Below are 14179 nucleotides of genomic sequence, written 5' to 3'. Positions count from 1 at the left end.
TTTGCTTCGCAAAGCTAAGTTGATGCTTTCGATGCAAGCTTTGCTTCTCAAAGCTTAGATGATGCTTTCGATGCGTGCTTTACTTCGTAAAGCATTTAGGAGGAATGGAAGTGAACACCTTTTTGTTGGAAATAGTCACACCTGAACGCCTCGTATTCTCCAAGCAGGTGAGCAGTTTGACCGTGCGTGGTGCAGAAGGTGAAATGGGCATTTTGCCAGGACATATTCCGCTTGTAACTCCGCTTCAGGTGGCTCCCTTATCCGTCAAAGCAGACGGTGTCACGATCACAATCGCCGTTCACGGCGGTTTCGTTGAAGTGCGTAAAGATAAGGTGACCATCTTAGCTGAGAGTGCCGAACTTCCTGTGGATATCGATATTGAACGTGCGGAAGCTGCTAAGGAACGTGCGGAGCGCCGCCTCAAGAGCGTGAACAAGCAGGATGCTATCGATCACCGCCGTGCAGAGCTTGCCCTGCAGCGTGCTGTTACACGGATTAAAGTGTCCGGAGGTAAAGGACAATAGTTATATACATGCAGTCGGGCCCTAGGGCTTGACTGCTTTTTTTAGCATAAAAACGCTTTAAATAGCCTTATAGATGCGGATTTCGGAACGTATGTACGGTATAAAAATAAGAAACTATGAATTTTGTAAAAGTACTGGATTCTTTTCCACTACACAAGTATGATATAAGAGTCGATTTCCGAGTATGACTAACACGGAGGGTGAACAGGTGGAGGATTTGATACCCGGTGTATCTCAAAACATAGGTACTAGCGGGCTAATGTCAATGATTATATCGTTACTCTGTGTTGCATTATCTTGGTGGGCATTGCAGAACCTTAAGCTCGATTTGGTCATAAGATATCCCAAGAGTCCACAAGGGCGTCTTCTGCATTTGTTGTTAGCCATTGTACTGGGTCATTTTGTCGCGGGGTTCCTGCTTGATTATCTGAGCTGGAGCGGCCAGATCCGTTACATGTTTTAATGGCGGGTAGTTAGGTTATTAATGTCGTAGGTGTTTGGCGATAATCCGCCGAATAATAACAATTTATTATGTCAACACTGAAATTTAAGGATTCTCCCTGTAATACGGGGCAGATCGACAGGAAATGGCAACTTGTAGCATTTGACTTTTTAATTCAATTTTATTCAAGAAATAATGGGCGCGGAGGGAACCGTAATGAGCAAATTTATCGTCCGCGGTGGCAACAGATTGACCGGGAGCGTGAAAGTTAGCGGCGCAAAAAATTCCGTACTACCGATCATAGCCGCCTCTCTATTGGCAGAAGAAGGGGTAAGCGTTATTGTTGACGCACCTCCGCTTGATGATGTTATGACAATCAGCAAGGTGTTGGAATCTCTGGGAGCAGAGGTTACATACGAGAACGATATTATCCAGGTGGATGCAAGAGAATTATCTTCCTGTGAGGCACCTTATGAGTGGGTGCGTAAGATGCGGGCATCATTTTTAGTTATGGGTCCTCTTTTATCCAGATTAGGTCGTACAAGGATCTCCTTACCAGGTGGCTGTGCGATCGGAACACGTCCTATTGATCAGCATTTAAAAGGGTTTGAAGCGCTTGGTGCAGAGATCAGTCTCGGCCAAGGGTACATTGAAGCGAAAAGCAACGGGCGTCTGCGTGGAGCCAAGGTATACCTGGATGTGGCTAGCGTAGGTGCAACCGAAAATATAATGATGGCGGCTGCTCTGGCAGAAGGCGTTACCGTTATTGAAAATGCGGCGAAAGAGCCGGAAATTGTGGATTTGGCGAACTACCTGAACGGCATGGGCGGTATTGTCCGCGGTGCGGGTACAGGAATGATCCGTATTGAAGGCGTGGAACGGCTGCATGGTGTGAAACATCATGTCATTCCTGACCGTATTGAAGCAGGTACTTACATGGCCGCAGCTGCAATCACTGGCGGAGATGTGTATGTGGAAGGTGCCATTGCAGATCATTTGGGTCCGGTTATTGCGAAGATGGAAGAGATGGGCGTGACGATTATCCCTGACGAGAATGGTATCCGTGTTATTGGGGATAAGCCGCTTAAAGCCGTAGATCTCAAAACCCTGCCGTACCCTGGTTTCCCTACGGATATGCAATCACAGATGATGGCGCTGCTGCTTCGTTCCGAAGGTACCAGTGTCGTGACCGAAACCGTATTTGAGAACCGTTTTATGCATGTCGACGAATTCCACAATATGAACGCTGAGATTAAGATCGAAGGACGTTCCGCAATTGTAACGGGCAATGCCCGTCTGGTGGGTGCTAAAGTGTGCGCTACCGATCTTCGTGCGGGAGCTGCGCTTATTTTGGCGGGCCTTGTTGCGGAAGGTACAACGGAAGTTGGCGGAACGCATCACATTGACCGCGGGTATGTTCATTTGGCCGAGAAGCTGTCCGGGCTTGGTGCGGATATTTGGCGGATCAGCATGGATGAACCAGCAATGCAGACTGCCAAAGAAGAGGCTGTTAAAGCTGAAGTGGTTAAGAACGAATCGCATAAGGCGGAAGAAGCCAAACCGCGTTTTCAAGTTCAGGCAACCTGGGTATAATTGTTAGCTTATTCGTAGAGACTGCACCGTAATCCATAAACTGACCGCTTTCGCGGCGGTGGTAGGATTACGCTGCAGTCTTTTTTTATGTCCTGATTAACATTCCAATCGACTCTCTTTCTCTCACTTGGCGTTCTAGCAGTTCTTCATAATTCATATCTATAAGAATCAGAAGAGCACATGAAAGGGGCCGATAGAGATGAAAGATTTCCGTGTTTGGCGGCGGCGCATAGGCAAGCGGCGGTGGTCGCCGCCTCCCAGCGGAACCCGGCGCCTCCGGCACGCCGTCCCCGCCGTCTGGCTCGCAGCGCCGCTGCTGGCCGCGCTGCTGCTGCCGCTGGTGATCGTCCCGCTGCACCGCGGGCCGACACCTGCTCCGGCCGTGCCTGAGGCTACGGCCGCTCCGGACACCCCGGCTGCTGATACGCAGCCGGTCATTCGCGTCTATTTGTCGCATAGCAGACAAATAGAGAGCCTGCCGCTGGAGGACTACGTCACCGGCGTGGTTGCGGCCGAAATGCCGGCGGACTTTGAGCTGGAAGCGCTCAAAGCCCAGGCCGTCGCGGCCCGCACCTTCATCCTGCGCCGCCTTGTCGCCGGCGACACAAGCGGCATCCCCGTTCCGGGCGCGGATGTGACCGATACGGTCAGCCACCAGGCTTACGTATCGAAAGCTGAGCTGGAACGGGAGTGGGAGCACGGCGGCAAGAGCGCCGAGCTGGCGAAGCTCCGCCGCGCGGTCCTGGAGACGCGCGGGGTTGTCATGACGTATAAGGGTCAGCCGATTACGGCTTCCTTCTTCTCTGCAAGCGGAGGGTATACGGAGAACTCGGAGGAGTACTGGAGCGCGGAGGTGCCGTATCTTCGCAGCGTAGCCAGTCCGTGGGAGAAAGAGATTGATCCGAAATTTGCCGTTACGACAACCTTCAGAACATCCGACTTTTTAGCCAGGCTTGGGATTCACAGTACATCCTCCGGCAAAGGGGCGGTTCCCGTTCTCGGAGAATCCACAAAGTATGAGAGGACAAAGACGTTGTCGGCTTCTACAGATAAGGCGCCGCAGATCAAGGTGCTCTCCCAAACTTCGGGGCACCGGATTAAAGAGATTTCCATCGGCGGAACCGTTTTTACCGGGCGGGAGGTTCGTGAGAAGCTGCAGCTCCGCTCCAGCCAGTTCACCTGGAAGATAAAGAACGGCAGTATTGCCATTACCACCTACGGCAGCGGGCACGGGGTCGGCATGAGCCAATGGGGCGCGAACGGAATGGCGAAGGAGGGCGAAACGGCCACGCGGATTCTCAAATACTATTACAGCGGAATTTCTTTTACGCAAGTCTCAACTCTTCTGATAAAATAACTTGCAAGATACGTATAAAAGCCAAACGCCCGGTAACACTGGTTACTGAGGTGATAGGATATGAATGAACAGAACAAAAACAAACCAAACCATGAAGAGTCTCTCAAAAAAAATCAGGGAGAATCGGGCGCACAGCCTTCTTCGTGGAACAGACTGTTATCGAAACGTTGGGTATTCCCGGCAGTCTACACAGCAGCAGCGGCAATTATACTAACCTTGGTGTGGGTCTATCAGGATGCCGGCCAAAAGTCGCTGACTAATGACGCCGCCACCGTTGTCTCACAGCAAGATACTTCGGTATCCAACGATGTGAGCGGAAATACAACCGGGGATCAGGATGCTGTGGAAGTTGTTGCGTCAGCCGAGGATATTATTTGGCCCGTAGCGAATCCGGGTGAGGTGGAAGTCGTTAAGCCGTACTATGATGAGAATGGAACCGAACAGAACCATATCGAAGCCATGGTGGAATATAACGACACCTTTTTGCCGAACGCCGGAATCGATATTGCCCGCGAAGACAACAAGACCTTTGATGTCAAAGCGGCGCTCAGCGGTGAAGTGACCAGAGTTGAAGATGTTCCAGTCATCGGTACCGTCATTGAAGTTACCCATCCGGGCAATCTGATGACCGTGTACCAAAGCGTAGGCGAAACCAAAGTCAAACAAGGTGACGAGGTTAAGCAAGGGGATACGCTGGCGGCGTCTGGCCGTAACGAAATGGAGAAGAACCTGGGCAACCACGTACACTTTGAAGTGCATGAGAATGGTGCACCTGTGAATCCTTCGGATTTGCTCCCGGGTCGTTAATAGCAGTGCGGATAAGGCGGGGGATTTCTCCCTGCCTTATTTTTTTGTGGATCATAGCGCGTGCAACTTTCCCCGGGCGGATACTTACCAAGTAACACAGTGCGCCTCCCCCACCCCTTCCGCTTCAATCCAAGCAGAGGTTTTCCCGCATGAACTAGTTGTCCATGAAATAAAATGAGTCTCCCCGGGCTTGTCACGTCCTGAAAGCGCGAATATATAGGCCCGCCCCTCATATAATGTACCAAACTATCCACAGTTGGGAGGCGGGAGCGTGCACGATTACATCAAGGAACGTACGATCAAAATCGGACGCTGCATCGTGGAAACCAGGCACACGGTCCGGACCATAGCCAAGGAATTTGGTGTTTCGAAGAGCACGGTGCATAAAGATTTGACTGAGCGTTTGCCCGAGATCAATCCTGATTTGGCCGATCAGGTGAAGCACATTCTCGAATATCACAAATCGATACGCCATCTTCGGGGGGGAGAAGCTACAAAGATTAAATATAAAAAAACGACTGGAAAAAAGCGTGAAGTGGCTGTAGCGTCGAAGACATAACATTTTCGGAATTTTCAGGAATTTTTCAGGCATTATACGTTGTGAATTTCCCCTAAAGTATGGTACTTTTAAATTTAGCACTAACATCCGTATTTTTTAATCAAAATAACACTTTGGGGGCTCTTTCACTATGTTTAGCAAGGATATCGGAATCGATCTCGGCACGGCTAATGTGCTTATTCATGTCAAAGGGAGAGGAGTCGTTCTGGATGAACCTTCTGTAGTCACACTTGAAAGTGACACGAAGAAGGTCCTTGCGGTGGGAGAGCAGGCACGTCGCATGGTTGGACGTACGCCCGGCAATATCACAACGATCCGTCCGCTGCGGGATGGCGTTATCGCAGATTTTGAAATTACTGAAATGATGCTGAAATATTTCATCGACCGCGTCGGTGGCCGTACCTGGTACTCACGTCCCCGGATTTTGATCTGTGCGCCCACCAACATTACTTCGGTAGAACAGAAGTCTATCCGTGAAGCGGCAGAACGCAGCGGGGCTAAAGAAGTATACATGGAAGAAGAGCCTAAAGCTGCTGCTATCGGTGCAGGGATGGATATTTATCAACCTAGCGGGAACATGGTCGTCGATATTGGCGGCGGAACGACGGACGTAGCCGTATTGTCTATGGGCGACGTCGTTACCGCCTCCTCGATTAAAGTCGCGGGGGACAAGTTCGACGATGCCATTTTAAGATATATTAAACAGAAATATAAACTGCTGATCGGGGAGCGCACTGCTGAGGACATCAAGCTGACAATCGGCACCGTGCGTCCAAGCGGGATGAAGGCCGAGATGGATATCCGCGGCCGTGATATGGTAAGCGGTCTGCCCCTGACCCTCACCATCTCCGCAAGCGAGGTGCAGGAAGCACTATGGGATCCGGTTTCATCCATTGTGGCGGCGGCCAAGTCTGTGCTGGAGCGGACACCGCCTGAATTATCAGCTGACATTATCGACCGCGGGGTTGTCCTGACCGGGGGCGGTGCACTGCTTAACGGGTTGGACGAGCTTCTCGCCGATGAGCTGCGCGTTCCGGTTTGGGTTGCGGAAGATCCGATGCATTGTGTAGTGAAGGGAACGGGAATTATGCTGGATCATTTGGACAAGGTGATTAAGAAAAAATTCTAGTTCTGCCGATAATAAGCCTATGAGCTTGGAAAGGGGACTGCCCTCATGATTAGAGGATTATATACCGCTGCAGCCGGGATGGTTACGCAGCAGCGCAGACATGACACTGCAACGCAGAATATCGCCAATTTAAATACAACGGGGTACAAGCAGGTTGACAGCGTAAGCCATGCGTTTCCGGATGTACTGGTCACTGCCATGCAGGGCGGTACCAGCAAGTCCATCGGCCGCTTGAACACAGGCGTGTTCGCCGAACAATCCGTCTCCCAGTATTTGCAGGGGGATCTGATCGAAAGCGGCAAGACTGTCGATTTTGCACTTTCCGCCGATTTACAGCTGACTGATCCCGAAACAGGCGCGCCGATGATATTCGACGGCTCAGGCAAGCATATCGGTACAACCGGAGAGGTAACCTATAAACCTCAGGCTTTTTTCACCGTACAGGATAACGACGGCAATGTGCTATATACACGCAATGGTAAATTCTCGGTAAGCCCAACAGGGGAAGTATTGAGCTCGGCAGGATATAAGGTTCTGGACAGTAACGGAAAGCCGCTCAACTTGAATAACTTTGGCAATGGTCTTAAGGTTTCAGAGGATGGCCTCATGGTAGACGGACAGGGCTTTCTCATTGATAATAATACAGGTCAGCGCTCCACAGCTCGGCTAGGGGTAAGTGTTGTGACCAGACCGATGGAGCTCGTGCGTGACGGTAATGGTGTATTCCATGCTGAGAATCCGGAGGCTGCAGCGGTCCGCTATGCGGCTGATGGTGATAACTTGCAGGTCCGTCAGGGATATCTGGAGAATTCCAATGTGGATGCTACACAGGTAACGGTCGATCTCAACGCCGCATATCGTGCATATGAAGCCAATCAGAAGGTTGTCCAGTTTTATGATAGCAGCTTGCAAAAGGCCGTCAACGATGTCGGCAAAATATAGACTATGCTTACGAAGCGAGCTTTACTTCGTAAAGCTTTTAGGAGGTAGCTCTTCATGAATAATTCCACAATAAGTGCGGCCGTCTCCATGTCCAGTCTGCAGCAGCGTCTTGATATTATTGCCGACAACATTGCCAACCTGAATACCAATGGGTATAAGAGCAAGGAAGCCTCATTTGAGGATGTTCTGACCCGTGTTCAGCAGCAGTCGGATGATTATAAGCTGGAAGGCCGCAGCATGCCGATGGGCTTCAATATTGGTTTTGGTGTGCGGGTGCCTTCGATTACCGACAATTGGGAAGAAGGTACGCTTAAGGAGACTGGCAATCCTACCGATTTATCGCTGCAGGGCAACGGTTTGTTCGGAGTACAAGTGAATGGCGGTACCGCATATACGCGTCAAGGTGATTTCCATTTCACACCGGACACCACTGACCCAGCCAATATGATTCTCGTAGACAACACGAATAATCCTGTTCTGAGCTCGGAGGGTACGCCGATTTCGGTTCCGGTTGGAGTTAGTGTGGCGATTGACGAAAGCGGTCAGGTCCTAACCAAAACAAATGAGAATGCTACTCCTGAAGTTGCGGGAAGACTAATGATTGTAGAGCCGACAAGCAGAGATTCCCTGCGTGCTGTAGATGGTAACTTCTATGTGTTGGCGGATGGAGTGACAGAGCAGCAGGCATTCGTGCAAAGAGCAGCAGATGAAGCATCGGCAGTAGGTGTACGTTCCGGGTGGCTGGAGCAATCTAACGTCGATCTGAATAAAGAAATGACGGAACTAATGCAGCTTCAGCGCACGTATCAACTGGCAGCCCGGTCACTTACCTCCAGCGATCAGATGCAAGGTCTGGCTAATAACATGCGCGGGTAGGTGAAGGAATGAGTCGTCAGGAAGAGAACGGACAGCTAGAGATGGACCAGGAAGAGAAGCAGCAGCCGGCCACAACCAAACGCAGGGTTCCCGTATGGGGGATTATTCAGGTGTTCCTGATTCCCTTGCTGCTTGCAGCAGCGCTTGGAGGCGGAATGGCCGCCGGATACGTGATTCTTGGCAAGAAGGAACTTGCTGATGTGTTTGAATGGAGTACTTGGAAGCATGTATATGATCTGGTTTTTGCTCCTTAATTACAATACATTCCCCCCGATTTGGGGGCTCTAGGGAACTCTCTTGTGACACAAGGGAGTTTTCTTTTTTATGCGGAAAAATGTATAATGAGGGGGGCTTGCAGGCTTATATTTGGTAAAAAGGGCCCTCTCCGCAAATGCTGCTCTTCTGCGCTGGAGAAAGCCCCTTATCTGAACCTACACTTCTGCAGGGAGTGAAGGATGGATATAGTTTTTACCGCAGGTTCCCGTATTTATGCATTACGGCAAGAATTAGTCGTTTAGACGATTCCAAGGAGGATTCTTATCCCAATGATGAATGTCAATCAAATTCAGGAAATTATACCCCATCGGCCTCCATTTCTGCTGGTGGACCGGATTATCGAGATTGAAATGGGTAAACGGGCAGTAGGCATTAAGAACGTAACTGTGAATGAACCGTTCTTCACCGGACATTTTCCCGGGTACCCGGTAATGCCGGGGGTTCTGATTACAGAAGCGCTGGCCCAAGTGGGAGCTGTTGCTATTCTGGGTGTCGAAGCGAACCGCGGCAAGATTGGTTTTCTGGCCGGTCTTGACGGCTTCCGTTTCCGGGGACAGGTAGTGCCGGGAGACACATTGCAACTCGAAGTTGAAATTACGCGTCTGAAAGGAAGCATTGGTAAAGGACAAGCCACAGCCACAGTAGATGGCAAAGTGGTTGCCTCCGGTGAAATTATGTTCGCTCTGAGTTAATGTGTACACAAACATACATGGAGAAGGAGAGATTCATATGACACAATTAAGCCCGAAAGCCGCAGAAACCCTGGAGCGTTGGCTCCAAGATCATTTGGTGGACGAAGTGACCAAGAATGAGCTTCGCGCTCTGGAGAATGACGAGAAGGAACTGGAGGAACGTTTTTATAGAGACCTCGAGTTCGGTACAGGCGGTTTGCGCGGTGTGATTGGCGCAGGCAGCAACCGGATTAACCGTTATACCGTCGGAAGAGCAACGCAAGGCTTCGCTAAATACATCCTGGAGCAGCATAACGGGGCGGGCAGACCCTCTGTTGTCATCGCCCATGATTCCCGCCGGTATTCCCCTGAATTCACACTGGAAGCTGCGCTTGTGCTTGCAGGCAACGGAATCGAGACTCATGTGTTCCCTTCCCTGCGCTCGACACCACAGCTTTCGTTCAGTGTGCGCCATCTGAAAGCAACAGGGGGTATTGTAATTACGGCAAGTCATAACCCTCCCGAATACAACGGCTACAAAGTGTATAACGCGGAGGGAGGCCAGCTTGTTCCGGATGAAGCGGAGAAGGTCATTTCCTACATAGTAGAAGTGGATTCCTTTGATGCCGTGAAACGTGTCTCCAAGGAAGAAGCGGAGAGCCAAGGTCTTCTGCACTGGCTTGGTGAGGCGGAAGATGAAGCCTTCACGGATACCGTAGCTGCTGTTAGTGTGGCCCGTGAAGAGATAAAGGCAGGTCTGGGCAAGGATTTCAAGATTGTCTATACCCCTTTGCATGGTACTGGCAATCTTCCGGTCCGCTCAGTGCTGTCCAAGATCGGATTCACCGATGTTGTTGTTGTACCAGAGCAGGAGCAGCCGGATTCTGAGTTCTCCACCGTGAAATCGCCGAATCCTGAGGAGCGGGAGGCGTTCACACTCGCAATGAAGCTGGGCGAGGAACTGAATGCGGATATCCTGATCGGAACCGACCCGGATGCAGACCGGATGGGTGCAGTGGTGCGTGATAATGAAGGGAAGTTTGTTGTTCTCTCCGGCAATCAGTCCGGCGCTCTGATGATTCACTATTACCTCAGCCGTCTGCAGGAGCAAGGCAAGCTGCCGAAGAACGGGGCGGTCGTGAAGACCGTTGTAACCAGCGAGATGGGTGCTGCGGTAGCCAGTCATTACGGAGCAACCGTATTTAACACCCTGACCGGCTTTAAATATATCGGGGAGAAGATGACCCAGTTCGAAGCCTCTGGTGATTACACCTACCTGTTTGGCTATGAAGAGAGCTACGGTTACCTGGCGGGCAACTATGCCCGGGACAAGGATGCTGTACTTGCAGCGATGCTGATTGCTGAAGCGGGAGCTTATTATAAGGCTCAAGGTAAAACCCTGTATGATGTGCTTCAAGAGCTGTATGAGCAGTTCGGTTACTTCTTGGAGAGCCTGGAATCCCGCACACTCAAGGGTAAAGACGGTGTGGCTCAAATCCAGGGCATTATGAACGACTGGCGCAGTAATCCGCCGCAGGAAATCACCGGTGCAGCTGTAACTGAAATTCTCGACTATTCGCAGGGCATTAACGGACTGCCGAAGGAGAATGTGCTGAAATATATGCTCGCCGATGGATCATGGTTCTGCTTGCGTCCTTCCGGAACGGAACCGAAGATTAAGGTTTATTTTGCGGTAAGGGGCGAGTCGCTGCAGAATGCCAAGGATAAAGTAGCTGCGCTCACCCAGCAGGTTATGGGACGGGTTGACGGCGTTTAAAGGGTAGAATTGAAAGAGGAGGTACTTGGAGTGCAGCAAAAATGGCAGCGTTGGAACACAGCTTCAAGAAAGTGGCTGTGGATTATGGTTGTAGTAGGATTGGTAGCGGCTTTACCTGTCGCCTATGACCGCCTGCAGACGGAGAAATCCTCCAAGACAGTTGAAATTGTATTTGATTATCGGGATTTGGTGGACGTAGCCAGCTACCAGGCCAAACCGAAGGATTATATAGATCAGCAGCTTGACCGTTTGAAGAGTGCCGGTGTACAGAGTATGGCTGTGTATGAGAGCACCCTGGATGATCTGCGCAAAGCCCGTAAGGTCATGCTGTGGAATTCCATTGATGCGGCTGAACTGACGGACACTGTTGTGCAGGAGAATGAGAACTACACGTATGTGCTTTTTACCAGTGGTGATAATTATAATGCACTGGCACCAGTTATCCGCGATACCTTCAGCACTATCGGTATTACTACGAGAGAATGGAGTCAGCGCGGGCAGCAGGGGTTAATAATTGAAACACCACTGGAGGATGCTACGCTGAAGCCGATGCAGCCTGATCCGGTTACGATCGAAATGCTGCGTGACAAAGGGTTTAATATCGTTCCGCGTCTTGTGGACTCTATAGCCTATAATCAGGAGTCTGTAGCGAAGCTGCTCGACTATTATAAATCGGTGGGCGTCACACGCATTCTGTTTGAAGGGGATACGGTAAAAGGGTTCTCTGATGACGCGCACCTGGGCAGTGTAGCCGGATTTGCCGAGCTCCTCAAGGAGCGCGGCATCGGAATTGCCGCCATCGAGAATTTGAAATCGCAGCAGAAGGGCTTCAATAAACTGTCCTATCAGCTGGATTACAATGTGGCCCGTCTTTATTCGCTGAGTGATCTGGATTCAGCACTGGATCCGGAGGTCATTGCCGACCGGTTCGCTCTGGCAACGAAAGACCGCAATATCCGCATGCTGTATCTGAATACGGCTGCATCCCGTGACCTGACCAAAGGCAAGGTTACGGATACGCTGGACAACCTTGTGACCAGTCTTAGCGGACCGGATGGTGCCGTCCAGAAGATTGAAGACAACGGGTTTACCATGGGGCAAGCTACAGCTTTTGAAGTTGTGGACTCCTCATTCCAGCGTTATTTCAAACTGATTGCTGTCATTGGCGCGGTTTCGATGGTTGCGCTGATGATTTCGTACTTTATTCCTTGGCTGACGCTTCCGGCTTGGGCACTTGGACTGCTTGGCAGCGCCGGACTTATGGTGCTGAAACCTGCTCTCTTCGAGCAGGCGCTCGCGCTTGCCACAGCGATTAGTGCTCCAACGGTCGGAACGATTCTGGCCATCCGCAAGCTGAATGCGCTCGGTCCGCCACTGCGCGGCTCGGCTGCCGGGAATCTGTCCGGCAAGAAGGTGAAGATGGGTGGCTTGTATGCCATGATGAGTCCGCAGCGCCGCTTCGCACACAGTATTGTACTGTACGTGAAGACAGCGCTGATCTCACTGAGTGCGGTGCCGTTTGTAGTGGCTTTGCTGAACAATATTACTTACAGTCTTGTACTTGAACAGTTCCGCGGAGTCAGTCTGCTGCATCTTGCGCCGATAGCGCTTGTAGGGCTGTACGTGCTCTTGTACCGTGGGGAGTTTGCTTTCAACAAGACTGGTAAGCTGCTGCGTACGCCAGTTACGCTTGCGATGGTCGTCGCGGCTGGCGTTGTGGGTGTACTTGGTCTTTATTATTTGAGCCGTACCGGTAATAACGGCAGTGTCAGCTCACTGGAGATGTCATTCCGCACATTCCTGGAGAACACGGTTCATGTCCGTCCGCGGAACAAAGAATTCCTTCTGGCCCATCCGATGTTCATTCTGGGAGCGTTCCTTGCGCTTAGATACCGCAATGCCGCTTTCCTCATGATTATCGCTGTCATTGGCCAGTTATCGATGGTAGATACATTTGCCCATATCCATTCTCCGCTGTTGATCTCGCTGATCCGCGGACTACTGGGCCTTGGACTAGGAGCCATCATTGGTGTAATTGCCGTACTTGCATGGCAGATTGCTGAAGGGTGTTGGAAACGATGGTCCCCACTGCTCAAAAAATAGTAATATCCGGTTACTACGGCTACCGCAACAGCGGTGACGAAGCGGTTCTGCAGTCGATCCTTATCGCACTTCAGGAACAGTCGCAGGCTTCCGGAATACGAATAGAACCGGTTGTGCTGTCCATTGATCCGCAGTGGACGGCAGCCACATACGGAGTTCAAGCCGTACACCGCATGAAGCTTGGTGAAGTCCGCAAGGCGCTTATGGACAGCGCAGGACTTATCAGCGGCGGCGGCAGCCTGCTGCAGGATGTGACCGGAAGCAAGACCATCCCTTATTACCTTGGGATTATCAAGCTTGCCCAGTGGCTGGGCAAGCCGACCTTCATCTACGCCCAGGGAATCGGGCCGGTGAACAGACCTTTGTTCCATCCGCTGATTAAAGCCGTATTTCGTAAATGCGCGTACATCTCTGTGAGGGATGAACAATCCCGCAGTCTGCTAGCCAGTATGGGGCTGGATGGAGAGAAGATCGAGGTCGTGCCTGACCCGGTTATGGGTTTATCTTTACCTGTGCAGGATAAGGGCTTGGGGGATCAACCGCTGGAAACCGCTATCCCGGTGATCGGGATATCCGTGCGGTTCTGGGAGGGCGACCGGCGTGAGCTGGACGCGATTGCTGAAGGCTTGCGGGAGGCTGCATCTGCGCAGCCGTTGCATCTGCGCTTTCTGCCTTTCCATCTGCCTTCCGATATTGAAGCTTCCCGTTACATTATGGAACGCCTAGGAGAGTCAGTAGTACAAAGCGGCGGGATGGTCAGCATCTGTGAGGATGCTGTACACCCGCAGCACATGCTGCGGGAGGTTGCTCAGTGTTCCGTTCTGCTGGGCATGAGGCTTCACAGCCTGATTTATGCCGCAGGGCAGCGGGTGCCGCTCATGGGCATATCCTATGATCCGAAGATTGACCATTTCCTGAAGCGGATCGGAAGTCAGCCGGTAGGATCAACAGCACAATTGGATGGCGGGAAGATCGCTTCTGAGATCGGTCAGCTGCTGCAGAATTCAACAGGCTGGAAGCATGAACGGGAGGAAGCCATCTCCACCCTGGTTCACCAGGCGCAAGCGCCAGCCCGGCATATCGCCGGATATTTAAGTCATAAAGGATGAGTTGAAGTGAGCGA

15 protein-coding genes are annotated in these 14179 nt (G+C 51.3%); 14 read left to right on the top strand and 1 reads right to left on the bottom strand.

The window, feature by feature from the left end; translation table 11 throughout:
• Positions 1-110: 110 nt before the first annotated feature.
• From ACAN55_RS06835 to murA, 3 genes are all read left to right on the top strand, one after another.
• Positions 111-524, top strand: a complete 414-nt coding sequence (locus tag ACAN55_RS06835; protein WP_379129934.1) for a F0F1 ATP synthase subunit epsilon — start codon at positions 111-113, stop codon at positions 522-524.
• Positions 525-783: 259 nt separating this feature from the next.
• On the top strand, positions 784-987 hold the full coding sequence (locus ACAN55_RS06830) for a DUF1146 family protein (RefSeq protein WP_379130327.1): 204 nt from the start codon (positions 784-786) through the stop codon (positions 985-987).
• Between the two features lie 195 nt (positions 988-1182).
• Complete coding sequence (gene murA, locus ACAN55_RS06825; RefSeq protein WP_379129931.1) at positions 1183-2559, top strand: UDP-N-acetylglucosamine 1-carboxyvinyltransferase; 1377 nt, start codon at positions 1183-1185, stop codon at positions 2557-2559.
• A 146-nt stretch (positions 2560-2705) separates the two neighbouring features.
• Here murA and ACAN55_RS06820 read toward each other — a convergent pair whose 3' ends face one another.
• Positions 2706-2930, bottom strand: a complete 225-nt coding sequence (locus tag ACAN55_RS06820) for a hypothetical protein (RefSeq protein WP_379129928.1) — start codon at positions 2928-2930, stop codon at positions 2706-2708.
• Between the two features lie 11 nt (positions 2931-2941).
• Here ACAN55_RS06820 and spoIID point away from each other — a divergent pair, with 11 nt between their 5' ends.
• The 11 genes from spoIID to csaB all read left to right on the top strand — a co-directional run bounded on the left by spoIID (position 2942) and on the right by csaB (position 14165).
• On the top strand, positions 2942-3916 hold the full coding sequence (spoIID, locus tag ACAN55_RS06815) for a stage II sporulation protein D (protein WP_379129925.1): 975 nt from the start codon (positions 2942-2944) through the stop codon (positions 3914-3916).
• A gap of 60 nt (positions 3917-3976) precedes the next feature.
• Positions 3977-4723: a peptidoglycan DD-metalloendopeptidase family protein gene (locus ACAN55_RS06810; RefSeq protein ID WP_379129921.1), complete on the top strand. Its 747-nt coding sequence runs from the start codon at positions 3977-3979 to the stop codon at positions 4721-4723.
• A 271-nt stretch (positions 4724-4994) separates the two neighbouring features.
• Positions 4995-5282 (top strand): sporulation transcriptional regulator SpoIIID, encoded by a 288-nt coding sequence (gene spoIIID / locus ACAN55_RS06805; RefSeq protein WP_234530662.1) that lies wholly within the window; start codon positions 4995-4997, stop codon positions 5280-5282.
• 130 nt (positions 5283-5412) lie between these two features.
• Positions 5413-6411, top strand: coding sequence for a rod shape-determining protein (locus tag ACAN55_RS06800; protein ID WP_379129916.1), 999 nt, complete (start codon positions 5413-5415; stop codon positions 6409-6411).
• A 45-nt stretch (positions 6412-6456) separates the two neighbouring features.
• Positions 6457-7353, top strand: a complete 897-nt coding sequence (locus ACAN55_RS06795; protein WP_379129913.1) for a flagellar hook-basal body protein — start codon at positions 6457-6459, stop codon at positions 7351-7353.
• A gap of 54 nt (positions 7354-7407) precedes the next feature.
• Positions 7408-8229 (top strand): flagellar hook-basal body protein, encoded by an 822-nt coding sequence (locus tag ACAN55_RS06790; protein WP_379129910.1) that lies wholly within the window; start codon positions 7408-7410, stop codon positions 8227-8229.
• An 8-nt stretch (positions 8230-8237) separates the two neighbouring features.
• A complete protein-coding gene (locus ACAN55_RS06785; RefSeq protein WP_379129907.1) occupies positions 8238-8483 on the top strand; it encodes a DNA-directed RNA polymerase subunit beta in 246 nt (81 codons plus the stop codon).
• Positions 8484-8774: 291 nt separating this feature from the next.
• Complete coding sequence (gene fabZ, locus ACAN55_RS06780) at positions 8775-9197, top strand: 3-hydroxyacyl-ACP dehydratase FabZ (protein WP_379129904.1); 423 nt, start codon at positions 8775-8777, stop codon at positions 9195-9197.
• 37 nt (positions 9198-9234) lie between these two features.
• Positions 9235-10953 carry a phospho-sugar mutase gene (locus ACAN55_RS06775; protein ID WP_379129901.1) on the top strand — a complete coding sequence of 573 codons (1719 nt, stop codon included), beginning with the start codon at positions 9235-9237 and terminating at the stop codon, positions 10951-10953.
• A gap of 30 nt (positions 10954-10983) precedes the next feature.
• Positions 10984-13056, top strand: a complete 2073-nt coding sequence (locus ACAN55_RS06770; RefSeq protein WP_379129898.1) for a DUF5693 family protein — start codon at positions 10984-10986, stop codon at positions 13054-13056.
• On the top strand, positions 13032-14165 hold the full coding sequence (gene csaB / locus ACAN55_RS06765) for a polysaccharide pyruvyl transferase CsaB (protein WP_379129895.1): 1134 nt from the start codon (positions 13032-13034) through the stop codon (positions 14163-14165). Before ACAN55_RS06770 ends, csaB begins: the two co-directional genes overlap by 25 nt.
• Positions 14166-14179 lie beyond the last annotated feature (14 nt).

This window comes from Paenibacillus oryziterrae, assembly GCF_042610485.1.
Classification (GTDB): Bacteria; Bacillota; Bacilli; order Paenibacillales; family Paenibacillaceae; genus Paenibacillus_AQ.
The sequence above is the reverse complement of the archived record's forward strand: the minus strand, read 5'-3'. Positions and strand labels throughout refer to the sequence as shown.